Here is a 22840-nt window from a genome sequence, read left to right as displayed (position 1 = left end):
CTGGGTGGTTTGGGACTGATCAGCGTGTGGCACGGCGGTGAGCGTACCGGGCGTACCCGCCTCCGGGCGAAGTGAGGGGCGGGCAGCGCTCTGGTTCCCGGGGTCGGGAGTGATCGTTGTCACGAGGTGGTTCCTGGCTGGTTCCGTGCTGATCGGGGGCTGTGACCGATCAGCGGGCGAAGGTGACCGGCAGCTTCGCGGGCTTGGCCCCGGTCGGCGGGACCTGGAGGGACTTCAGCGCGAACTCCATGACCTGCTTGTAGACGGGGCCGCAGATCTGGCCGCCGAAGTAGCTGCCGCTGGTGGCGTTCTGGATGGCGCAGTAGACGGTGATGCGGGGTTGGTCGGCGGGCGCGAACCCGGCGAACGACGAGGTGTAGCCGTGGTACTTGCCGGTGGCCGGATCCACGCGGTTCGCCGTGCCCGTCTTGCCCGCCACGCGGTAGCCGGGGATGCGTGCCTTGGTGCCGGTGCCCTCCTCGTCGTCCACGACGGACTCCAGCATCCGGGCGAGCGTTTTCGCCGTCTTCGCACTGACGATCCGCTTCTTCGCGGGCTCGGGGGCCGGGGTGAAACGGCCGTCGGAGCCCGTGGTGCCGCGTACGAGGGTGGGTTCCACGCGGACGCCGCCGTTGGCGATGGTCGAGTACACGGACGCCGCCTGCATGGCGTTGAGCGAGACGCCCTGGCCGAAAGGGATCGTGTACTGCTGCGAGGTCGACCACTTGTCGGGCGGGGCCAGGATGCCCTCGGTCTCGCCGGGGAAACCGAGGCCGCTCTCGCTGCCGAGGCCGAACGCGCGCAGGTAGCGGTAGAGGACCTTGTTGGCCTCCGCCTGGGTCTTGCCGAGCTGGCCGGTGGCGAGGATGGTGCCGATGTTGCTGGACTTGGCGAGGACGCCGTTCAGGGTCAGGTACCAGGTCGGGTGGTCGATGTCGTCCTTGAAGAGCCGGTCGCCCCGGTGCAGCCGGTTGGGCACGACGACGTGGGTCATCGGGGTGGCGGCGTTCTCCTCCAGGACGGCGGCCATCGACATGACCTTGGCGGTGGAGCCGGGTTCGAAGGCGTCCTGGACGGCGGCGTTGCCCAGGGCGGCCGGATCGGCGTCGGACAGGTCGTTCGGGTCGAAGCCGGGCGAATTGGCCATGGCCAGGATCTGACCGGTGCGGGTGTCCTGGACGATGACGTAGCCGCGGTCGGCCGCGGACTCCCGCACCTGGTCGGTGATGGCCTTCTGGGCGGCCCACTGGATGTCGCGGTCGATGGTGAGCTCGACGTCGCTGCCGGGCACGGCGGGCGTCTCGGTGGAGCCCGCGGTGGGCACGAGCCGGCCGCCGGACTGGGCGTAGCGGATCTTGCCGTCCTTGCCGGCGAGCTGCTTGTTCAGCTGCAGCTCGATGCCGCCGCCCGGCTTGCCCTCGCCGTTGACCCAGCCCAGTATCCCGGCGGCGAGGTCGCCGTTCGGGTACACACGCTTGCTGGTGGCGACGGAGAAGACGCCCGAGAGGACGTTGTGCGTGGACTTGTCCGTCTCCGCCTTCTTGGCGAGCGCGGACTTCAGGTCCTTGATCTGCTTCCAGACCTGCGGGGTCTGCCGGGAGGCCAGTTTGACGTACCGCAGGGCCGTGTTCTTCGGCCGCAGCTTCTTGACCAGCGTCTCCTGGTCCTGGCCGAGGATCGGCGCGAGCAGCGCGGCCGCCTGCTCGGGCCCGTCCCCGATCTTCAGCATGTCGGGGGCGAACATCGTGGGGTCGGCCGTGATGTCGTAGGCGTCCTCGCTGGTCGCGAGGGCCACGCCGGACCGGTCGGTGATCTCGCCCCGGTCCGCGGCGAGCACCTGCCCGACGTACCGGTTCTGCTCGGCCTTGGCGGCGTAGGTGCTCGCGTCGACGGCCTGCACCTGGAAGAGCCGTACGACGAAGGCGATCAGCACCAGCGTCAGCGCGAGTCCGACCAGGCGCAGCCGGGGCCGGGGGCTGCCGAGCCGAAGGGGCCGGGGCGCCCCCGGGCGGCCCTGCGCCGGGCGCCGTGCGGGCCGGGCACCGGGGCCTGGCCGGCGTCGCGCGTCGGGACGGACGGGCCTGGCGGGGCCGGGTACGCGGCGGCGCGGGGGTTGCCTGCCGTGGTGGTCATCCACTTCCGTCACCTGCCGGGGGTCGGGGTCGGAGCGGTCCGCCTGACGTGGTGGTCGTCCACGTCCGTCACCTGCCGGGGGCCGGGGCGGGACCGTTGGTCATGGCCTCGGGGGCGAGCACCAAGGGGATGTGCACGGCGGTCCGCGAGACGCCCGGGGCGGCGCTGGGAACGCCCTTGACGCTGCCGTCGGGGTCGAGGAAGGCGGGGTCGCCGCCGGGGACCATGCCGAGTTCACGGGCGCGGCGCTGGAGCGCCTCCGGAGCGGAGTAGGCGTCGATGTCCCGCTGGAGGGCCTGCTCCTCGTCGGTGAGGCTCTTGGTCTCGCGCTGGAGGTCGTCGAGCTTGAACGCGCCTTCGCTGAGGGCCGAGTTCAGCACCAGGAGGCAGATGAGCCCGCCGCCGAGCAGGAGGACCACCAGGAAGACGAAGGGCGTGCGGGCCGCCTGCCCGGGGCCGGTCGGGAGGAGCCGCGCGAGACGTGCCGCCCTCCCCTTCAGTTCGGGTTTGCTGCTCACTCACGCTCCCTCGGTTCCGGACACCCGCCCGCCCTGCACGTGGCTCACGGCTCTCATTCGACGGACTCCCTGATGCGCTGCGCCCCGCGCAGCCGCGCCGGTGCCGCGCGCCGGTTCTCGGCGATCTCCTCCTCGGTGGGGAGTTCGGCACCACGCGTGAGCAGCTTGAGCCGCGGCTGGTACCGCTCGGGCACGACGGGCAGCCCGGGCGGCGCGGTGGTGGCGGCGCCCGCCGCGAACACCTGCTTGACCAGCCGGTCCTCCAGCGAGTGGTACGACAGCACCGCGATCCGCCCGCCCACGTCGAGTGCCTCCACGGCGGCCGGGACGGCCCGTTCGAGGACGGCGAGTTCACCGTTGACCTCGATGCGCAGGGCCTGGAACGTCCGCTTCGCCGGGTTGCCGCCGGTGCGCTTGGCGGCCTGCGGCAGCGCGTCCCGGATCAGCTCGACCAGCCGCGCGCTGTTGCTGAACGGCTCCTTCTCCCGCTCCCGCACGATCGCGGCCACGATCCGCTTGGCCTGCTTCTCCTCGCCGTAGGCGCGCAGGATGCGCACGAGTTCGCCCGGCGGGTAGGTGTTGAGGACCTCGGCGGCGCTGACGCCGGTCGTCTGGTCCATGCGCATGTCGAGCGGGGCGTCCTGGGCGTAGGCGAAGCCGCGGTCGGCCTCGTCGAGCTGCATGGAGGAGACGCCGAGGTCGAACAGCACGCCCTGCACGCGCCGGATGCCCAGCCTGTCCAGCACCTCGGGGAGTTCGTCGTACACGGCGTGGACGAGGGTGGCGCGCTCGCCGTGGGGTGCGAGCCGCTCGCCGGCCAGGCGCAGCGCCTCCTTGTCGCGGTCGAGGGCGACGAGCCGGGCCTCGGGGAACCTCTCCAGGAGCGCCTCGCTGTGGCCGCCGAGGCCGAGGGTGCAGTCGACGACCACCGGGTCCGGGCCCTCCAGCGCGGGTGCGAGCAGGTCCAGGCACCGCTGGAGCATCACCGGGACGTGTCGACTCTGGCTCAAGAGGCCCTCTCAGATCCGGCGCGGCCGTACGCACCGCCGGGTCCCCGCCCGCTCGTGAAGGGGAGGCCTGCCGGCGCCGGAAGCGTCAGCCGGCCGGGAGCGGGAGGAGGCCGAGCCGTACGTACGCGCCGCGCACGTGGGGAGAGCTCCGGGCGTCGCCGGGTCTCCGGGAAGAACAGTCCAGCGAGGGCTCGCGCCTCCCGCTTCGCGTCACTTTAGTCCACCCTGTCTCCCGGTCAATCAACCGGCCTGCGCGTCGCGGCCGTCGGCACACCACCCTTGTGGGTTACCTCACTACAAGGCCCGATGACGTTCTTTGTCCCCTCTCACAGCAGGCCGAGAACACTCGTGACCAGTACCGTCATAGATATGATGACTTCTGCATCGGTTCCCACTGGCCCCGACGGCGCGACCACCGGCGGCACCGTCACCGACCGGCTCGTGGAGGCGAACCAGCGTTACGCGGCGGCCTTCACCGACCCCGGCATGGACGCCCGACCCGTTCTCCACGTCGCCGTCGTGGCCTGCATGGACGCCCGTCTCGACCTGCACGCCGCACTCGGCCTGGAGCTCGGCGACTGCCACACCATCCGCAACGCGGGCGGTGTCGTCACCGACGACGTGATCCGCTCTCTGACCATCAGCCAGCGCAAGCTCGGCACGCGCAGCGTCGTGCTCATCCACCACACGGGATGCGGCCTGGAATCGCTGACCGAGGACTTCCGTACCGAGCTGGAACTGGAGGTCGGCCAGCGCCCGGCCTGGGCCGTCGAGTCCTTCACGGACGTCGACCAGGACGTGCGGCAGTCGATGCAGCGGGTGCGTACCTCGCCGTTCCTGCAGCACACGGACGATGTCCGCGGATTCGTCTTCGACGTGAAGACGGGCCTTCTGCGCGAGGTCGACCCCGCCTCCTGACCTGGGCACCGAGGCCGGCCCGCCCGGACGACCACCTGCACGCAGCTGTCGAAAGCCTGTCAGTCACACGTTCGAAAAGGCCGCAAGACCGACATATCGCGGCCAGTTGTCCACAGTCGAGTGACACGAATCGGTAACGGCAGCAAGAATGCGGGAGTGGCGTCACGCGGAACGTATCGCGCGTGGTGCCCGTGGTTCGGGGTGGGCCGGTCCGCGTCATGCGGCGTCGGCCCGGGAAAATGGGGTATCCCGTGCTCCCTGGGAGCTGGGGAAAGGCCGAGGAGGGCCGGGTGACGACCTATGACGATCGAGCGAGCCTCACTGATCTGACCGCCGTGGTGGAGCGCGTGCGGGAGTCGGTGGAAGGCGTGATCGAGGGCAAGCCCGAGGTCGTACGGCTCTCGCTGACCGTACTGCTCGCCGAGGGACATCTGCTGATCGAGGATGTCCCGGGAGTCGGCAAGACGATGCTGGCCAAGGCGCTGGCGCGGTCCATCGACTGCTCGGTCCGGCGCATCCAGTTCACGCCCGACCTGCTGCCCTCGGACATCACCGGTGTGTCCATCTGGGACCAGCAGCGCCGCGACTTCGAGTTCAAGCCCGGCGCGATCTTCGCGCAGGTCGTGATCGGCGACGAGATCAACCGCGCCTCGCCCAAGACGCAGTCCGCGCTCCTGGAGTCGATGGAGGAGCGCCAGGTCACCATCGACGGCAAGACCTACGAGCTGCCCAGCCCCTTCATGGTGGTGGCGACGCAGAACCCGGTCGAGATGGAGGGCACCTACCCGCTGCCGGAGGCCCAGCGCGACCGCTTCATGGCCCGGGTCTCGGTCGGCTACCCCAGCGCGGAGGCCGAACTGCAGATGCTGGACGTGCACGGCGGGGTCTCCCCGCTGGAGGACCTCCAGCCCGTGGCGCACGCGGACGAGATCCTCAAGCTGATCGAGGCGGTGCGCGGCGTCCACGTCGCCGAGCCGGTCCGGCGCTACGCGGTGGACCTGGTCGGCGCCACCCGCACGCACCCCGACCTGAGACTGGGCGCCTCCCCGCGCGCGACGCTGCATCTGCTGCGCGCGGCGAAGGCGTCGGCGGCCCTGAGCGGCCGGGAGTACGCCCTGCCGGACGACGTGCAGGCGCTCGCCGTCGCCGTCCTGGCCCACCGGCTGCTGCCCACCGCGCAGGCCCAGCTGGGCCGCCGCACCTCCGAGCAGGTCGTCGAGGAGATCCTGCAGCGCACCCCGGTGCCCGCGGCGCCCCAGCAGCAGAGCGGCTTGGGCGGCCTGGGCCGGGGTGTGCCCGCGTATCCCCAGCAGCCGCCGCGGACGCTGTGATGACGGCCGCGGGGACGGGACACGCGGAGGCCGACCGGGGCGAGAAGGGCGGCATCCGCACCGCCCTCGCCGGTCTGACCACCCGCGGACGCTCCTTCCTGGCCGCCGGAGTGGCGGCCGCCGTCTGTTCGTACGTGCTCGGGCAGAGCGACCTGCTGCGCGTCGGCCTGCTGCTGGCGGTGCTGCCGCTGGTGTGCGCGACGGTGCTGTACCGCACGCGCTACCGGGTCGCGGGCAGCCGCCGCCTCTCCCCCGCGCGCGTGCCCGCCGGCAGCGAGGCCCGGGTCCATCTGCGGATGGACAACGTCTCGCGCCTGCCCACGGGCCTGCTGATGCTCCAGGACCGGGTGCCGTACGTGCTGGGACCGCGGCCCCGCTTCGTGCTCGACCGGGTGGAGGCGGGCGGCCGGCGCGAGGTGTCCTACCGGGTCCGTTCCGACCTGCGGGGCCGCTATCCGCTGGGCCCGCTCCAGCTGCGCCTGACCGACCCGTTCGGCATGTGCGAGCTGACCCGGTCCTTCTCGACGTACGACAACCTGACGGTGATCCCGCGCGTGGAGCCGCTGGCGCCGGTGCGGCTCAGCGGCGAGGCGAAGGGATACGGCGACGGGCGGCAGCGGTCGCTGGCGCTGGCCGGCGAGGACGACGTGATCCCGCGCGGCTACCGCTACGGCGACGACCTGCGGCGCGTGCACTGGCGCTCCACCGCCCGCTACGGCGAGTTGATGGTGCGCCGCGAGGAACAGCCGCAACGCGCCCGGTGCACGGTACTGCTCGACACCCGGGGCATCGCCTTCGCGGGCGCCGGCCCGGACTCGGCCTTCGAATGGGCGGTGTCGGGCGCCGCGTCCGTGCTGGTCCACATGCTCGAACGGGGCTTCTCGGTGCGGCTGTTGACGGACACCGGCACCGCGGTGCCCGGCGAGGGCGGTGACGGTTTCGCGGGCGCGAGCCAGGGATCGGCGGACACGGCCGGGCTGATGATGGACACCCTCGCGGTGATCGACCACTCCGACGGCGCGGGTCTGTCCCGGGCCTACGACGTGCTGCGCGGCGGGAGCGAGGGACTCCTGGTGGCGTTCCTCGGCGACCTGGACGAGGAGCAGGCGGCCGTGGCGGCCCGGATGCGGCAGCGCAGCTCCGGCGCGGTGGCCTTCGTGCTGGACAGCGACGCCTGGGTGCGGGAACCGAGCGACGTGCCCGGTCCGTTGGACGGGAGCGAGGAGCGGCTGCGCATGCTGCGCGAGGCGGGCTGGACGGCCGTGGGCGTGCCGCGGGGGGCTTCCCTGGACGAGCTGTGGCGGCACGCGGACCGGGAGCGCAGGGGCGTGGCCGTGAGCGGGGAGGGACCGTGATGAGCGGGCGGGTTCGACTGACGCTGGGCGCGTGGGCGGCCACGCTGATGGCCGCGTGCGCCCTGCTGCCCCTCGTCAGGCCGGCCACGTGGATCGTGCAGGCGGCCTTCCTGCTGGCCGTGCAGGCGGGCGTGGGCGCGGCGGCCCGCCGGGTGCCGCTGGCGCGTCCGCTGACGGTGGCGGCACAGGCCGTGGTCACGGTACTGCTGCTGACCTTCGTGTTCGCCCGTGAGCAGGCCCTCGTGGGGCTGGTGCCCGGGCCCGAGGCCCTCGACCGCTTCGCGATCCTGCTCCGCCAGGGCGGGGACGACATCGCCCGGTACGCGATACCGGCGCCGCTGGAGTCCGACGGCATCCGGCTGATGCTCGTCGGCGGCGTCCTGATCATCGGGCTGCTGGTGGACACCCTCGCGGTGACCTTCCGCAGCGCCGCCCCGGCCGGGCTGCCGCTGCTCGCGCTGTACTCGGTGGCCGCGGGGCTCTCCGACGGGGACGCGGACTGGCTGTGGTTCCTGGTGGCGGCGGCCGGCTATCTGATGCTGCTCCTGGCCGAGGGGCGGGACCGGCTCTCCCAGTGGGGCCGGGTCTTCGGCGGTGCTCCGCGCACGGCCGGCGGGGAGCCGAGCAGCGCTCTCGCCCCGGTCCGCACCGGCCGGCGCATCGGCGTGGTCGCGCTGGGCATCGCCCTGGTGGTGCCGCTCGGCCTGCCCGCGATGAACGGCGGCCTGCTGGACTCGGTGGGCACGGGCGCGGGCGGCGGCCCGGGCAGCGGCGGCACCATCTCGGCCGTGAACCCGCTGGTGTCGCTGCGCGACAGTCTGAACGTGGACGAGGACCGGCAGGTCCTCTCCGTGAAGACGAAGATGGCCGACGTCTCGGACCTGTATCTGCGGATCGTGTCCCTGGACGACTTCGACGGCACCACCTGGAAGCCGTCCCGGCGGTCCATCACCGCCGTCCCCGACGGCACGTTCCCGACCCCGGTCGGCCTCGGCCCCGACGTCAAGCGCGCGGAGGTCGACAGCACCATCACTGCGGCCGACTGGTACGCCCAGGACTGGCTGCCCATGCCGTACCCGCCGAGCGGTGTGGACATCAAGGGCAACTGGCGCTACGAACCGCTGGGCATGACCCTGGTCGGCGACCACGGCCAGAACACCCGCGGCCTGACCTACCAGGTCAAGAGCCTGGACGTGCAGCCGACGGCCGAGCAGCTGGCCTCGGCGGGGCCCCCGCCCGCGTCCATCGAGCGCGATTTCACCAAGCTGCCCGACTCGCTGCCGGCGGTGGTGGGCCGCACGGCCCGTCAGGTCACCGCGGGCGCCGGCAACCCGTACGACCAGGCGGTCAAGCTCCAGGACTGGTTCGCCGTGACCGGCGGCTTCGAGTACGACACCCAGGTGCAGGTCGGCAGCGGCTCGGAGGGGATCGCCCGCTTCCTGAAGGACAAGCAGGGCTTCTGCGTGCACTTCTCCTTCGCGATGGCCGCGATGGCCCGCTCCCTGGGCATACCGGCCCGGGTGGCGGTGGGTTTCGCGCCGGGCTCCCCGCAGGCGGACGGCTCGGTGTCGGTGGGGCTGCGCGACGCGCACGCCTGGCCCGAGCTGTACTTCGAGGGCGTGGGCTGGACCCGTTTCGAGCCGACCCCGAACCGCGGGTCGATGCCGCCCTACACCCTGCCGGAGGACTCCGGCAGCTCGGTGCCGGACGCGGCGCGTCCGACCGAGACGTCGTCCGCCGCGCCCTCCACGGCGCCCTCGGCGAGTGAGAGCTGCACACCGGAGCAGAAGAAGCTGGACGGCGGCTGCGGCAGCGAGTCCCCGCAGGCGGCGCTGCCCACCGACGACGACGGCCCGAGGTGGTACGCGCTGCTGGGCTGGGCCCTCGCCGGCCTCGCCGTGCTGGCGCTCCCGCTGGCCCCGATGCTGTGGCGCACCCGGACCCGCGCGGTACGGCTGGGGGCGCACGGCCGCGGCGAAGCGGACGCGGCGCCGCGCACGCTGGCCCTCTGGCAGGAGCTGACGGACACCGCGTGGGACTTCGGCATCCCGCCGGACGAGTCGATGACCCCGCGCAAGGCGGCTGCCCGGATCGTTCTGCTGGGCGAGCTCGACGGGACGGCCGCGGCCTCGGTGCACCGGGTGGCGAACGCGGTGGAGCAGGTCCTGTACGCCCCGCACCCCCGCCCGATGGCGGGCCTCACGGAGGATGTGCGCCGTGCGGCAGCGGGTCTGAGCGCGGCGGTCGGCCGCGGGGCGCGGCTTCGTGCGGTGCTCGTTCCCCGCTCCACGGTGCGTGTGGTGTGGGCGGTGTCGGCCTGGTGGTCGGGCGTGCGGGCGCGGGTCCTGGCGGCGAGGCCGCTGACGTGGCGGAAGGCGTCGGGACAGCAGGGCTGAGGGCGCACTGGGGGCGCGGGGAGGCCCCGGGGCGAGGCGCACGGGCATACATCAGGGGGGTGACCACCGGCTTGGTGGTCACCCCCCTGACTCGCGTCTTCACGTAGTCCTGGAGAGCTGCGCTCCGGGGCTGACGGGGCTAATGGCCGCCCTGCTCGTCGCGGCGCTTCTGCCAGCGCTGCTCGATGCGGTCCATCATGGAGCGCCGCTGCCGGCCCTGACGGCGGGCCTGCTGTCCTCCGGCCCCGGCCGCCTGTTCCCCCGGCTTGGGGGCCTTGCGCCAGCCGGTCACGGCGAGCACCGCGCAGCCCAGCATGACGAGGAAGCCCACGACGCTGAGCCAGACCTGCTTGGCGACCATACCGGCCATGAGGAGCGCAATACCTACGAGGAAGCCCGCGACCGCCTGGTAGACCCGTCGCCGGGTGTACGTACGCAGCCCGCTTCCCTCGAGCGCCGTCGCGAACTTGGGATCTTCGGCGTACAGCGCTCGCTCCATCTGCTCGAGCATGCGCTGCTCGTGCTCCGAGAGCGGCACGGAGTCCTCCTCATCGTGCAGTCGCCGGGGCGACCCGGGGGTCCCTTCAGGATAGGCAGGGAATCGCCCCCGTGAAACCCGCCCCTCTGCGCCAACTGGCCAACCGGAACCCGCCATGACGCCCCGGCTCGCTGAGGCTTCCATTCCCCGGCGGCCGACCCGTCATGCCGGAACGGTCTCCCTCGATCATACGGCGCCAAGCCCCCGTTCGGGGGGCCTGTGGCGTACTCCATGCACAGCCAACGCGCTGATCAGTGGCGGTACCTCAGGAAGGGGCTCAGGCCTCGGCAGCCCCGTTGGTCTCGCCGGCCCCGCTGGTCTCAGCAGCCCCACCGGTCTCGCCGAGCACATGAAGCTGCGTGGCCACCGAGCGGAAGGCGGGAAGCCCCGCCGCGGCCTCCTCCAGCTTCAGCAGCGCTTCCACGGCCCCGGGCTCGGTGTCCACGAGGACGCCGGGCACGAGGTCGGCGAAGACCCGCACGCCGTGCACGGCACCGACCCGCAGGCCCGCGGCCTCGACCAGGCCGGTGAGCTGGTCGGCGGTGAAGCGGCGCGGGACGGGGTCACCCGCGCCCCATCGTCCGTTCGGGTCGTCGAGCGCCTGCTTGGCCTCCTTGAAATGACCGGCGAGGGCGCGGGAGAGCACGGCGCCGCCGAGACCGGCGGCGAGCAGGCTGAGGACCCCCTCCGAGCGCAGGGCGGCCACCACGTTGCGCACGCCCTCGGCCGGGTCGTCCACGTACTCCAGCACGCCGTGGCACAGCACCACGTCGTAGGCACCGCGCTCAGCCACGTCGAAGAGGCCGTGGGCGTCGCCCTGCACGCCCTTCACGCGGTCGGCGACGCCGGCCTCGGCGGCGCGGCGCTCCAAGGCGAACAGCGCGTTGGGGCTGGGGTCGACGACGGTGACCCGGTGGCCGAGGCGGGCCACGGGCACCGCGAAGTTGCCGCTGCCGCCTCCCGTGTCGAGGACGTCCAGCGACTCCCGGCCCGTGGCCTTGACCCGGCGGTCCAGGGCATCCTGGAGGACCTCCCAGACCACGGCGGTACGGAGTGAGGCGCGGGGGCGCATCGGGTCCGACACGTCAGTTGACTCCTCGGCGCGGCACCGCCTCTTGCGCGGCGGAGCGAACGGGGCGCCTTCCCCGGCCCCGGCGACGGGGAGGGAAGACTTCAGGCGTCCCCCACCCTATTGCCTCCGGCAGGGCGGCCGGCATGGCCGGCCCGTGGGTCAGCGCTCCGCCCGGCCCTCGTCAGCCCGCGTCCGGCATGTCCCTCCCCGCCCCCGGGCTCTTTGGCCGGTCCCGGTCCTGGCGCGGCTGCGGGAGGACCGGCTGGAGGACCAGCATGCGTTCGACGATGCGCAGGAACATCGCCACGTCGCGTATCAGGTCGTCGGCGTCCCGGTTGGTGGCCGCGCCCTGGATGCCCGCCTCGGCCCGGGCGCGGCGCCGGGCCCCGGAGGCGAACAGCGCGCTCCACTCGGTCAGTTCGGGCGCTATCTCGGGGAGCACTTCCCAAGCGCTCCTGATCTTGGCCCGGGCCCGGGACGAGGTCTCCGGCCGACCCCGGGCGGCGAGCACGGCCGCCGCGGTGCGCAGGGCGGCGAGGTGAGCCGTCGCGTAGCGCTCGTTCGCCGTTTCGAGGGCGGTGGCCTCGTCGAGGCCCGCGCGGGCCTGGGCGAGCAGGTCGAGGGCCGCGGGCGGGGCCGTGGCCCGGCGCAGCACGGGGTGTACGTCGCTCGCCGGGCCGGTCAGTGAGGGGGCAGGGCCGGTGGCGCGGCGCCGGCGGGCGGCTGCTGCGTGGTGGCTGGCCATGACGAACCTCCTGTCGTCTGCGTGACGGCACGTCCTGCACACGGAGGTGCCGTATGTGACCCATCGTGAGGTATGGCACTGACAATCCGTTCTGACCTGCTGTTTTGCCTCGATCGTAGGTTCGGAGTAGTTTTTGCACTGACCAGTCAGTTCAAATTCTGTTTCACGATCGAGGGAGACTCGTGGGGGAACGAGTGGGAGGGGTCCGGGTCGCCGCCGAGGGCCTGGGGATCAAGGGGCCACGCGGATGGGTGTTCCGCGGGGTGTCCTTCGACGCCGAACGCGGATCGCTCGTCGCGATCGAGGGTCCGTCCGGGACCGGCCGTACATGCCTGTTGCTCGCGCTGACGGGGCGGATGAAGCTCACGGAGGGCGTGGCGGCCGTGGGCGAGGCCCGGCTGCCCAAACAGATGTCGGCGGTGCGCCGCGTCAGCGGCCTGGCGCACGTGCCCGGCGTCACCGAGCTGGACCCGGCCCTGACCGTCGGCGAGCACCTGAAGGAACGGGCCCTGCTCCAGCGGCGGTTCGGTGTCTCACTGCGAGGGCTGCTGCGCCCCCGGAGCGAGCGGGCGGCCGAGGCCCGGCTGCGCATCGACGAGGCCCTGGCCGCCGCCGGACTCGACCTGGAGACGCTGCCCAAGGGGCGGCGTACCGCCGTACGCGATCTGGAGCGACTGGAGGCGCTGCGGCTGTCGGTCGCTCTCGCCCTGGTCGGGCGGCCCCTGCTGCTCGGGGTCGACGACACCGACCTCAAGCTCTCGGACGGCGAGCGGGAGGAGGTCTGGGCCCTGCTCAGGTCCCTCGCCGAGGCCGGCACCACCGTCGTGGCGGTGTGCGCCGAGGCCCCCGAAGGCGCCCTCAGGGTGTCCACACAGGAGGGCCGGGCCGACGAGTCCGACCCGGCCGCCGAGGACACCGAGAACGCCGAGAACGCCGAGCACACCGCGAACACCGATGCCGACCAGGGAGAGGAGAAGGCTGATGCGCTCACCGAAACTGGCCGCTCTTGAGCTCCGCCGCTTCGGCCGGGGGAAGCTGCCGCGTGCCGCGCTGGTCGCACTGCTGGTGCTGCCGCTGCTGTACGGCGCGCTGTACCTCTGGTCGTTCTGGGACCCGTACGGCCGTCTGGACCGTATCCCCGTGGCGCTCGTCAACGACGACAAGGGGGCGACCGCCGGCGGGAAGAAGATCACGGCGGGCGACGACATCACGAAGGGGCTGCGGGACAGCAAGACCTTCGACTGGCGGGAGGTGAGCGCCGCCGAGGCCCGCAGGGGCGTCGAGGACGGCACCTACTACCTGTCGCTCACCATGCCCGCCGACTTCAGCGAGCGGATCGCCTCCAGCTCCGGGAGCTCCCCGGAGACCGGCGCCCTCCAGGTGCGCACCAACGACGCGAACAACTACATCGTCGGGCAGATCTCCCGGACGGTGTTCGGCGAGGTGCGGCAGGCCGCGTCCACCAAGACCTCGCGGTCCTTCCTGGACAAGATCTTCGTGTCGTTCTCCGACATCCACGGCAAGACCGTGCAGGCGGCTGAGGGGGCCGACAAGCTCAACGGCGGCATCGGGAAGGCCGAGAAGGGCTCCAAGGACCTGGCCGACGGCCTGAAGGACGCCGAGGACGGCAGCGGCGAGCTGTCCACCGCCCTGAAGAAGCTCACCAAGGGCGCGGGCGCCGTGGCGGACGGCACCCGGGGAGTCGCGGACGGCACGCAGGAGCTCGCCGACCGGGTCAACGGCACGGCCGGGAAGGTGGGTCCCTTCCTCAAGGGCAACGAGAAGACCATCGGCGACACGGCCCAGCTGGTCGCCGACTCCTCCGGGGTGATCCGCAAGCACCTGGACACCCTGGTGAGGACGGCCCCGACCGCCGCCAAGGGCGCCCACGCGGCGTCCGGCACGCTGAACGACGTCTACGCCAGGCGCTGCGACGACCCCGTGCTGCCCGACCCCGCCTGCGCCGACCTGAAGAAGGCCAAGGAAGCGGCCGCCGATGTCACTCTCGTCGCGGACGACCTCAACACCCTGATCGCGGACCAGGACGGCGACCTGGACAAGCTCGACAAGAACCTCGCCACCCTGCAGAAGCAGTCCCAGGCCCTCGCCGACCGCGCGCCGCACCTCTCCGAGGACCTCGACGACGCCGTCACGAAGATCAACAAGCTGAACGACGGCGCGGCGAAGGTCGCGGCGGGTGCGAAGACGCTGCACACGGGGCTCGGCAAGGCCAAGACCGGCGCTGTCGACCTGGACGAGGGCATCGGCAAACTGAAGACCGGAGCGGACGACCTCAACGGCGGCATCTACAAGCTGGTCGGCGGCTCGGGCAAGCTGGCCGGCGGGCTGCACGACGGGGCGGAGAAGATCCCCGACTACGACAAGCAGGACCGTGACCGGCGCACCGAGGTCATGGCCGACCCCGTACGGCTGGCCTCCCAGGACCTGCACAACGCACCCAACTACGGCACCGGGTTCGCGCCGTACTTCATCCCGCTCTCCCTGTGGGTGGGCGCGATGGTGGCGTACATGCTGATCACACCGATGAATCGGCGTGCGCTCGCCGCGGGCGCCTCATCGTGGCGGATCGCGCTGGCGGGCTGGCTGCCGGTGGTGGCGATCGGGGTGCTCCAGACGGTGGCCCTGATGTCGGTGCTGCACTGGGCGGTCGGTCTGGAGATGGCGCGGGCGGCCGGGACGGTGGGCTTCCTGTTCCTGGTGACGGCCTGCTTCGCGGCGATCGTGCAGTGGCTGAACGCGCGCTTCGGGGCGGCGGGCCGGATCCTCGTCCTCGCCCTGCTGATGCTCCAGCTGACCTCGGCGGGCGGCACGTACCCCGTGCAGACCAGCCCCGGCTTCTTCAACGCGCTCCACCCCTTCCTGCCGATGAGCTACGTCGTCGATGCCCTCAGGCGGCTCATCACGGGCGGCGGTCTGGGACCGGTGTGGCAGGCGTGCGTGGTGCTGACGGCGTTCACCGCGGGTGCCCTGGCGCTGACCGCCGTGGCGGCCCGCCGCCGGCAGGTGTGGACGCTGGACCGGCTGCACCCGGAGCTGAGCCTGTGAGCCCTTCCGTCACTTCTCCCGGAAAGGTTCCTGTGACAATCAGGGCCATGGAAAGCAGCAGTGCCGCGTCGGGCGGCAGCACGCGCCGCGAGGCCACCCGGCAGAAGCTCTACGAGGCGGCCGTCACGCTCATCGCCGAGCAGGGGTTCTCCGCCACGACCGTGGACGAGATCGCCGAGCGCGCCGGGGTCGCGAAGGGCACGGTCTACTACAACTTCGCCAGCAAGTCCGTCCTCTTCGAGGAACTGCTGCGACACGGAGTGGGCCTCCTCACCGCCTCCCTGCGGGAAGCGGCGGAACGGACCGCCCGGGAGGGCGGCAGCAAGGTCGACGCCCTGGACGCGATGATCCGCGCGGGACTGGTCTTCATCGACCGCTACCCGGCCTTCACCCAGCTGTACGTGGCCGAGCTCTGGCGCACCAACCGCACCTGGCAGTCCACGCTGATGGTGGTCCGGCAGCAGGCCGTCGCGGTCGTGGAGGACGTACTGCGCGAGGGCGTGGCGGCCGGCGAGTTCAGCGACGAGATCGATGTCCCGCTCACGGCGTCCGCGCTGGTCGGCATGGTCCTGGTGGCCGCGCTCGACTGGAAGTCCTTCCAGGCGGAACGCTCCCTGGACGACGTCCACGCGGCCCTGTCCCGGCTGCTCCAGGGACGGGTCAGCGGCTGCCGCTGACCGAACCCGCGGCGCACATGTGAAAGCGCCGGTCCGGTGTGGCCGCGTCCCCCGCGGGCCACCTCGAACCGGCGCCTTCCCTGCTCCCCCGTTTTCTCCTGCTCCCCCGTACGTCCCCCCGCAGGACCCCCGTTCGGTCGTCCCCGGTACTCCCCCGTGCCTCGCTCCCGCCGACGTCGTCGGCGGAAGGAGCGGATCGCGGGCCCGGCCCCGTTCCGGCGCCCCGTGTCGCCGGTGCCGGAGCCGTGCCCCTCTCCGTGCCTCCACTCTCTCGTCCTCGCAGGTCGTCCCCCATCCGCGCGGGTACTCAACTCCCCGGCTAGGTACGGATACTCAGGGGTGCGCACCCGGCCCCAGAGCGCTCCGTCGCCCGCTGGTCACCAGCACCTCCGCGCGCGTACTCGGAGGCCGTGGGCGAGGGCTGCCGGTGGGGTCGTCGGCCGGGGGGGGATTGCCGGTGGGGGCCGTCAGGGGGGACTGTCAGTGGGGGCCGATAAAGTCCCTGGCATGGCACGGATTGCGGTGATCGGCGCCGGGATGGGCGCGCTGGCGGCGGCCGCCCGGCTGGCCGTCGCGGGCCACCGGGTGGTGGTGTACGAGCGGACGGACACGTACGGCGGAGCGCTGCGCCGCTTCGAGCGCGACGGGTTCGCCTTCGACACCGGCCCCGGCCTGCTGCCGCTGCCCGCCGTCCACCGCGACCTGTTCGTCAAGACCGGCAAGGAGCCGCTGGAGACGTGCGTCGACCTGGTCCAGGTCGACCCGTCGTCCCGGCACGTGTTCGCGGACGGCACCGAGGTGTCCCTGCCGAACGCCTCGCGCGCCGGCGTCGTCGCGGCCCTGGACGAGGCGCTCGGCTCCGGGGCCGGCGCGCGGTGGGGCGACTTCCTGGTCCGGGCCCGCGAGGCCTGGGACCGGACCCGCCGGCCGCTGCTGGAGGAGCCGCTGTGGCCGAACTGGCAGGTGCTGGCCGAGCGCGAACCGTACCCGGCGGTGCCCCACAAGCGGCTGCTGCGCACCCGCCGGGCGAGCACGCTCGCCGAGGTCGGCGCCTGGGAACTGCGGGATCCCCGGCTCGCCGCCCTCCTGGAGATTCACGCCGTCGAGCTGGGACTCGACCCGCGGACCACCCCGGCGAGCGCGGCCGTACTGCCCTACATGGAGCACGCCTTCGGCACCTGGTACGTGCGCGGCGGCCTGCGCGAGCTGGCCCGCGCGGTGTACGAGCGGTGCGTGGCCCGGCGGGTCGAGTTCCGATTCGGCGCCGAGGTGACCGGGGTGCTGGAGAAGGACGGCAGGGCTTCGGGCGTGGAACTCGCCGACGGGACGGTGGCGGAGGCGGACTTCGTGGTCGCCGGTGTCGCCCCCGGCGTGCTGGACCGGCTCACCGCGGGGACGGTGCTGCGGGGGGACGGCGAGGTACCGCCGCGGCCCGCGACGGCCAGCCGGCTCATGGTGCTGCTGGCCCTGCGCGGCGACCGCCCCGAGGGCGCGGCGCACCGCACGGTGGTGCACGCGGCGGACCGCGAGGCCGAGTTGGAGGCCCTGTTCGGCCCGGCGGCGCGGCCCCCGCGCCCCACGGTCACGGTCCTGCGGCCCGACGACCCGGCCCTGGTCCCGGGCCCGGGCCACGAGGCGGTCACCCTCACGACGGTGGTGCCCGCGCGGCCCGGCGAGCCCTCGGACGACCTCGCGGAGAACATGATCACGGTCGCCGAACGTGTCGTACCCGGACTGCGCGACCGCCTCCTCTGGCAGGAGGTCCGCACCCCGGCCGACATCGCGGACGCGACGGGCGCGGAGGGCGGGGCGGTACCGGTGCCGGCCCTGGCGGCGGGCGACGGACGGCTGTTGCATCCGTCCAACAGCACACGCGTACCGGGCCTGTTCAGGGTGGGCGGCTGGGCGCATCCCGGCGGTGGTCTGCCGCACGCGGGCATGTCGGGCGCGCTGGTCGCGGGGCTGATCGTGGAGGGGCCGGACTTCCGGGGTTCTCAGTAGCCGGCGGGGGAACCGCCGGCTTCAGAAACGGTACTGCTCGTCGAAGCCGTTCCCGTGCGCCTGCTGCCCGTTGCCCTGGTACGGGTACGGCTGCTCCGGCGGTAGTTCCTGGCCGTACTCGTCGGTGTTGCGCTGCTGCGGCACCCACACGCCGCCGGGCGTGTTCTCGCCGCCGTAGGTGCCGGCGTACTGCTCCTGCCCGTAGGCCTGCTGGCCGTAGTACTGCTGGTCGCCGTAGCCGGTGTCGTACGAACCCGAGCCGTAGGTCCCGGTGCCGATGTACGGGTCGGAGTAGGCGGCGTACTGCTGCTGGCCGCCCGCGTCGTAGCCCTGCTGCTGGCCGTAGCCCGAGTAGTCGTAGGCGTAGGACTGGTCGGTGCCCTGGGCCGTGGCGGCGTACTGGTCGTGGGACGGGCCCGACTGGTATCCGGTGTCGCCGTAGACGCCGTAGGAGCCGGTGTCCTCGGGCATGGGCTGCGGCTCGTAGACGGCGGTGGTCTCGGCGTCCGCCGGCCGGCCCGGGCGCGCGGGGGTGAAGACGTCGTCGCGGTCGTAGTCGTCAACCTGGCCGTAGGCGGCGGTGTCGCGGCGGTAGGCGGCGCCCTCGTCGCCGTAGCCGCTGTCGGCCGGCTCCAGGCCGGAGATCTCGAGGGTCGGCTCCTGGCGGCCGCGCTCACCGCGGCGGCCCTTGCCGCCGCCCAGCGCCGGCGCGTTCACCGCCCAGCCGGCCGAGAAGCCGCTGCGGAACGACAGGGTGACGTAGGTCTGCCCGACCGCGAAGGCGGCCGCGCCCACTCCGATCACGGGGACCGACGGGATCAGGACACCGACGACGACGCCGAGGAAGCCCGCGAAGGCCAGCAGCCGCCAGCGCAGCCGCGCCTTGTACTGCAGCAGCACCTCGCCCAGCAGCCACAGCGCGACGATGCCGAACGCGATGTAGAGGACCGTCCAGCCCATGTACGCCCCTCTCCCAGTGGCCGCTACGCAGTGTGTCGTATACCGGTGCGAACGGTCTAGGCCTGCGGTGAGTGGTGCAGGCCCAGGTTCTCGTAGATTTCAAGCGTCGCCGTGGAGTTGTTGAGCGTGATGAAGTGCAGACCCGGCACTCCCTCGGCGAGCAGCCGCGCACAGAACTCCGTGGCGTATTCGATACCAATGGAGCGTACAGCGGCCGGATCGTCTTTTGCTGTGAGGATCCGCTCTTTAAGGGCGTCCGGGAACGCGGCGTTGGTGAGGGACCCGATCCGCTCCAGCGTCTTCACGCTGGCGATCGGCATGACCTCGGGGATGATCGGGGTGTCGCAGCCGGCGGCCGAGACGCGGTCGCGCAGGCGGAGGTAGTCCTCCGGGTGGAAGAACATCTGGGTGATGGCGTAGTCCGCGCCCGCCCGGCACTTGTCGACGAAGTGGCGGACGTCGGTGTCCCAGTCGGCGGAACGGGGGTGCATCGCCGGGAAGGCGGCCACGCCCACGCAGAAGTCGCCGGACGCCTTGATCAGCTCGACGAGCTCGGCGGCGTAGGCGAGACCCCGGGGGTGCGGCACCCACTCGCCCATCGGGTCGCCGGGCGGGTCACCGCGCAGGGCGAGCATGTTGCGGATCCCGGCGTCGGCGTACTGGCCGATGATGTTGCGCAGGTCGGCCACCGAGTGGTCGACCGCCGTGAGGTGCGCGATGGGGGTGAGGGTGGTGTCCGAGGCGATCGCCTCGGTCGCCTTGACCGTGCCCGCGCGGGTGGAGCCGCCCGCGCCGTAGGTCACGGAGACGAAGTCGGGCGCCACCGCCTCGACCCTGCGCAGCGCGTTCCACAGGTTCCGCTCACCCTTCGGGGTCTTCGGTGCGTAGAACTCGAACGAGTACGTCGCCTTGCCGGTCGCGAGCATGTCGCGGACGGTGCGTGCGTGGTCCGACCTGATGGATGCGGTGCCGAGGGCCATACCGGCAGGTTAGCCAGGGGCGGTCGGTCCCCCAACCGGGCCCCGGACATTTGCCCGAATTGTCGCTGTCTTGTCCACTCCTTGGACACATCCTTGGACAAACAGGCGCACTGCTACCCCTCCCGCAGCCGCTTCGCGAACTCCGCCGCCGCCGCACCCGGGTCGTCGGCCTCGGTGATCGCCCGTACGACGACGACGCGCCGGGCTCCCGCTTCCAGGACCTGGTCGAGGTTGGCGAGGTCGATGCCGCCGATGGCGAACCAGGGGCGGTCGGTGCCGAGGGCGGCGGTGTACCGGACGAGGTCCAGGCCGGGGGCGTGGCGGCCGGGCTTGGTGGGGGTGGGCCAGCACGGGCCCGTGCAGAAGTAGTCCACGCCGTCCTGTGCGGCTGCCGCGGCGGCCTCGGACTCGGCGTGGGTGGAGCGGCCGATCAGGACGTCGTCACCGAGGATCGCGCGGGCCGCCCGGACGGGGAGGTCGCCCTGGCCGAGGTGCAGGACGTCGGAGCCGGCGGCGTGGGCGACGTCCGCGCGGTCGTTGACCGCGAGCAGCTTGCCGTGCCGGGCACAGGCGTCGGCGAGGACCGCCAGGTGCTCCAGCTCCTCGGCCGCCTCCATGCCCTTGTCCCGCAGCTGCACGATGTCCACACCGCCCGCCAGCACGGCGTCCAGGAACTCCCCGAGATCACCCTGCCGCCTGCGGGCGTCGGTGCAGAGGTAGACCCGGGCGTCGGCGAGCCGGGCGCGGGCGGTGGTCGTGGGTGCGGCGGTTGCGGCGGAGCCGGGCATGTGTCCCCCTGGTTCGTCGGTGGCGTACGGGCGCGGGGTGCGACCCGGGCCGTTGTCGTTGCCGGGCACGGAGCGCGCTGTGCCGCTTGGAGTGCGGGGTGCGCTCGCGGCAGGCGGCAAGCTTCCCGCCGGTGCTGGGCGGGCGGCAAGGCGCAAGCTTCTCGCCGGTGGTGGAGATGCGGCAAGGCGCACGCTTCGCGCCGGTGGCGGGCGTGCGGCAAAGCGCACCCTCCCGCAGGTGGCGAGGACGCGACAAAGCGCACCCTCCCGGCCGGTGGTGGCGAGGTGCGGCAAGGCGCACGCTTCCCGCCGGTGGTGGAGATGCGGCAAGGCGCACGCTCCCGCAGGTGGTGGGGATGCGGCAAGGCGCACGCTCCCGCAGGTGGCGAGGTGCGGCCGGCCGCAGGCCGTGGCCGCCGGTCGGGCCCACCGCAAGCCCCCTGCGGGCTCCAGGCCTCTCACCGGCCCGGGCCGGGCGGCTGCCGCGTGCCCAGCCGGGAGGGGCGGCCCGCCGGGGTCGCCCCGAAAAGGCGCGCGACTGCCCCGGGCCGTGGCCCATACGGGCCCCGGCCACGCCGGGCGGTTGTTCGGGCCCGGCCCCGCGCGCACGGCAGGGCCGGACGGTTGTTCCGGTCGGGGTCGGTCAGACCGCGAGCGCCTGCGCGCGGCGCTTCACCTCCGTGCCGCGGTTCTCGTTCAGCGCCTGCGCCGGTGTGCCGGGCAGGCTGGGGTCGGGGGTGAAGAGCCACTCCAGCATCTCTTCGACCGTGAAGCCGTCGTCCCGCAGGAGCGTCAGGGTGCCGGACAGGCCCTTGACGACCTTGTCCCCGTCGATGAAGGCGGCGGGAACGTGCAGCGCGCGGTTCTCACCGCGGCGTACGGCGATGAGCTGGCCCTCCTTGACCAGCTGCCGTACACGCGTCACCTCGACGCCGAACTGTTCGGCGATGTCGGGGAGGGTGAGCCAGGCAGGGACGAGAGCATCGATCTTTGCGTCAATCTCGGTCACGGAAACAAGCCTGCCATCCACCACTGACAGGAGGAAGTCGGACCGGTCCGGCCGGGCGGCCCACGGCGCCCGGCAGGCCTCCCCGGCGCTATGCCGTCGCCGCTTTGAGCGGCCTCGCGGGGTCCGCCAGCAGCGTCGGATTCATCGGCGTGCCCGACTCGATCAGGCGGCGCCCCTGGGCCAGGTCCCGGGGCCGGCCCACCGCCAGGAGCGCGACCAGCCGGTCACCGCGCAGCCAGCAGACCGTCCAGGCCGGTCCGGCCGGGTCGCCCCGCCACAGGGTCGTGTCGGCGGCCGCGTGGTGCCCGGCGTACTGCACGAACCGCCCGAACTGCTCGGACCAGAAGTAGGGCACCGGGTCGTACACCGCAGGCGGCTCCCCCGAGGCCCGGCCGACGATGTTCAGGGCCACGGTGCGCGGCCCCTGCAGGGCGTTGTCCCAGTGGTGCACCAGCAGGCGCTCGCTGTACCGCCCCGAGGGGAAGGAGGCGCAGTCGCCGACCGCGTACACGTCCGGCACGGTCGTGCGCAGCTGCTCGTCCGCCACGATCTCGGCGTGCGCGCCCAGCTCGATCCCGGAGCCGGACAGCCAGGCCGTGGCCGGACGGGCGCCGATGCCGACCACGACGGCGCCCGCGGGCAGCCGCGTGCCGTCGTCGAGGAGCACGGCGCCGGGCTCGACGCGCTCCACGCGCGCGTGCGTCCTCAGGACGGCACCCGCGTCGGCGTACCAGGCGGCCATGGGAGCGGCGACCTCGGCGGGCAGCGCCCCGGCGAGCGGCCGCTCGGCGGCCTCCACGACGGTCACGGCGCAGCCGGCCTCGCGCGCGGCCGTGGCGAACTCCGCGCCGATCCAGCCCGCGCCGACGACGACGATGTCGTGCTGGCGGGCCAGCACCGGCCGCAGCCGCTCGGCGTCGTCCAGGGTGCGCAGCAGATGCACGCCCGGCACGCCCTCCGCCCCGGGCAGCCGGATCGGTTCGGCGCCGGTCGCGACGACCAGGATGTCGTACGGCACGGGCCCGGCCTCGGTGTCCAGCTCCCGGTCGCCCGGGCGCAGGCCGGTCACCTCGCAGCCGAGCCGCAGCTCGATGCCGAGGGCCTCGAAGTCGACGTCGAACGCGGAGCCCTCGGACTTGCCGAGCAGGACGGCCTTGGACAACGGCGGGCGGTCGTACGGCTGGTGGGGCTCGGCGCCGACCAGCAGGACGCTGCCGGTGAAGCCCTGCTCCCGCAGGGCGACCGCGGTCTGCACACCGGCCATGCCCGCGCCCGCCACGACCACCCGCCACGGCTGCGCGGACCCTGCTTCCTGCGTCTGCTCGCTCACCTGATCACCATAG

At 72.9% G+C, this 22840-nt stretch carries 19 protein-coding genes; 8 read left to right on the top strand and 11 right to left on the bottom strand.

The features are described 5' to 3' along the window. Positions 1–169 precede the first annotated feature (169 nt). The 3 genes from ABEA82_RS32540 to rsmH form a co-directional block, all read right to left on the bottom strand. On the bottom strand, positions 170–2137 hold the full coding sequence (locus ABEA82_RS32540; RefSeq protein ID WP_345665513.1) for a peptidoglycan D,D-transpeptidase FtsI family protein: 1968 nt from the start codon (positions 2135–2137) through the stop codon (positions 170–172). Positions 2138–2201: 64 nt separating this feature from the next. Then, entirely contained in the window at positions 2202–2651 is a 450-nt protein-coding gene (ftsL, locus tag ABEA82_RS32535) for a cell division protein FtsL (RefSeq protein ID WP_345665312.1), read from the bottom strand. Between the two features lie 53 nt (positions 2652–2704). Beyond that, the gene (gene rsmH, locus ABEA82_RS32530; protein WP_345665311.1) at positions 2705–3661 is read right to left on the bottom strand and encodes a 16S rRNA (cytosine(1402)-N(4))-methyltransferase RsmH; all 957 of its coding nucleotides are present in this window, start codon (positions 3659–3661) and stop codon (positions 2705–2707) included. Positions 3662–3967: 306 nt separating this feature from the next. On the opposite strand from rsmH, the gene ABEA82_RS32525 reads away from it, so the two are divergent. From ABEA82_RS32525 to ABEA82_RS32510, 4 genes are all read left to right on the top strand, one after another. Then, on the top strand, positions 3968–4579 hold the full coding sequence (locus ABEA82_RS32525) for a beta-class carbonic anhydrase (protein WP_425588575.1): 612 nt from the start codon (positions 3968–3970) through the stop codon (positions 4577–4579). Positions 4580–4869: 290 nt separating this feature from the next. Next, a complete protein-coding gene (locus ABEA82_RS32520) occupies positions 4870–5910 on the top strand; it encodes an AAA family ATPase (RefSeq protein ID WP_345665309.1) in 1041 nt (346 codons plus the stop codon). After that, positions 5910–7265, top strand: a complete 1356-nt coding sequence (locus tag ABEA82_RS32515; protein ID WP_345665308.1) for a DUF58 domain-containing protein — start codon at positions 5910–5912, stop codon at positions 7263–7265. Before ABEA82_RS32520 ends, ABEA82_RS32515 begins: the two co-directional genes overlap by 1 nt. Beyond that, positions 7265–9661: a transglutaminase TgpA family protein gene (locus ABEA82_RS32510; protein WP_345665307.1), complete on the top strand. Its 2397-nt coding sequence runs from the start codon at positions 7265–7267 to the stop codon at positions 9659–9661. Before ABEA82_RS32515 ends, ABEA82_RS32510 begins: the two co-directional genes overlap by 1 nt. Positions 9662–9800: 139 nt before the next feature. On the opposite strand, the gene ABEA82_RS32505 is transcribed toward ABEA82_RS32510, so the two are convergent. From ABEA82_RS32505 to ABEA82_RS32495, 3 genes are all read right to left on the bottom strand, one after another. Further along, positions 9801–10199 carry a DUF3040 domain-containing protein gene (locus tag ABEA82_RS32505; protein ID WP_345665306.1) on the bottom strand — a complete coding sequence of 133 codons (399 nt, stop codon included), beginning with the start codon at positions 10197–10199 and terminating at the stop codon, positions 9801–9803. Between the two features lie 277 nt (positions 10200–10476). After that, positions 10477–11283, bottom strand: a complete 807-nt coding sequence (locus tag ABEA82_RS32500; RefSeq protein ID WP_345665305.1) for a methyltransferase — start codon at positions 11281–11283, stop codon at positions 10477–10479. Positions 11284–11452: 169 nt separating this feature from the next. Beyond that, on the bottom strand, positions 11453–12016 hold the full coding sequence (locus ABEA82_RS32495; RefSeq protein WP_345665304.1) for an SAV_6107 family HEPN domain-containing protein: 564 nt from the start codon (positions 12014–12016) through the stop codon (positions 11453–11455). 194 nt (positions 12017–12210) lie between these two features. On the opposite strand from ABEA82_RS32495, the gene ABEA82_RS32490 reads away from it, so the two are divergent. The 4 genes from ABEA82_RS32490 (at position 12211) to ABEA82_RS32475 (ending at position 17760) form a co-directional block, all read left to right on the top strand. Then, complete coding sequence (locus tag ABEA82_RS32490) at positions 12211–13026, top strand: ATP-binding cassette domain-containing protein (protein ID WP_345665512.1); 816 nt, start codon at positions 12211–12213, stop codon at positions 13024–13026. After that, positions 12998–15082, top strand: a complete 2085-nt coding sequence (locus tag ABEA82_RS32485) for a YhgE/Pip family protein (RefSeq protein ID WP_345665303.1) — start codon at positions 12998–13000, stop codon at positions 15080–15082. Before ABEA82_RS32490 ends, ABEA82_RS32485 begins: the two co-directional genes overlap by 29 nt. A gap of 47 nt (positions 15083–15129) precedes the next feature. Beyond that, positions 15130–15759 carry a TetR/AcrR family transcriptional regulator gene (locus tag ABEA82_RS32480; protein WP_345665302.1) on the top strand — a complete coding sequence of 210 codons (630 nt, stop codon included), beginning with the start codon at positions 15130–15132 and terminating at the stop codon, positions 15757–15759. 507 nt (positions 15760–16266) lie between these two features. Then, positions 16267–17760, top strand: coding sequence for a phytoene desaturase family protein (locus ABEA82_RS32475; RefSeq protein WP_345665301.1), 1494 nt, complete (start codon positions 16267–16269; stop codon positions 17758–17760). 21 nt (positions 17761–17781) lie between these two features. On the opposite strand, the gene ABEA82_RS32470 is transcribed toward ABEA82_RS32475, so the two are convergent. The 5 genes from ABEA82_RS32470 to ABEA82_RS32450 all read right to left on the bottom strand — a co-directional run bounded on the left by ABEA82_RS32470 (position 17782) and on the right by ABEA82_RS32450 (position 22827). Beyond that, the gene (locus ABEA82_RS32470) at positions 17782–18720 is read right to left on the bottom strand and encodes an SCO2102 family sporulation regulator (RefSeq protein WP_345665300.1); all 939 of its coding nucleotides are present in this window, start codon (positions 18718–18720) and stop codon (positions 17782–17784) included. A gap of 56 nt (positions 18721–18776) precedes the next feature. After that, positions 18777–19700 (bottom strand): methylenetetrahydrofolate reductase [NAD(P)H], encoded by a 924-nt coding sequence (metF, locus tag ABEA82_RS32465; protein WP_345665299.1) that lies wholly within the window; start codon positions 19698–19700, stop codon positions 18777–18779. Positions 19701–19813: 113 nt separating this feature from the next. Next, positions 19814–20488 carry a thiamine phosphate synthase gene (gene thiE / locus ABEA82_RS32460; RefSeq protein ID WP_345665511.1) on the bottom strand — a complete coding sequence of 225 codons (675 nt, stop codon included), beginning with the start codon at positions 20486–20488 and terminating at the stop codon, positions 19814–19816. 643 nt (positions 20489–21131) lie between these two features. Further along, positions 21132–21497: an Rv2175c family DNA-binding protein gene (locus ABEA82_RS32455; RefSeq protein WP_345665298.1), complete on the bottom strand. Its 366-nt coding sequence runs from the start codon at positions 21495–21497 to the stop codon at positions 21132–21134. Between the two features lie 88 nt (positions 21498–21585). After that, the gene (locus ABEA82_RS32450; protein WP_345665297.1) at positions 21586–22827 is read right to left on the bottom strand and encodes an NAD(P)/FAD-dependent oxidoreductase; all 1242 of its coding nucleotides are present in this window, start codon (positions 22825–22827) and stop codon (positions 21586–21588) included. Positions 22828–22840 lie beyond the last annotated feature (13 nt).

It is taken from the genome of Streptomyces venetus, from assembly GCF_039540295.1.
In the GTDB taxonomy this organism is placed as follows: Bacteria; Actinomycetota; Actinomycetes; order Streptomycetales; family Streptomycetaceae; genus Streptomyces; species Streptomyces venetus.
Note: the sequence above shows the minus strand (reverse complement) of the source record. Positions and strands in the feature narration are given on the sequence as shown.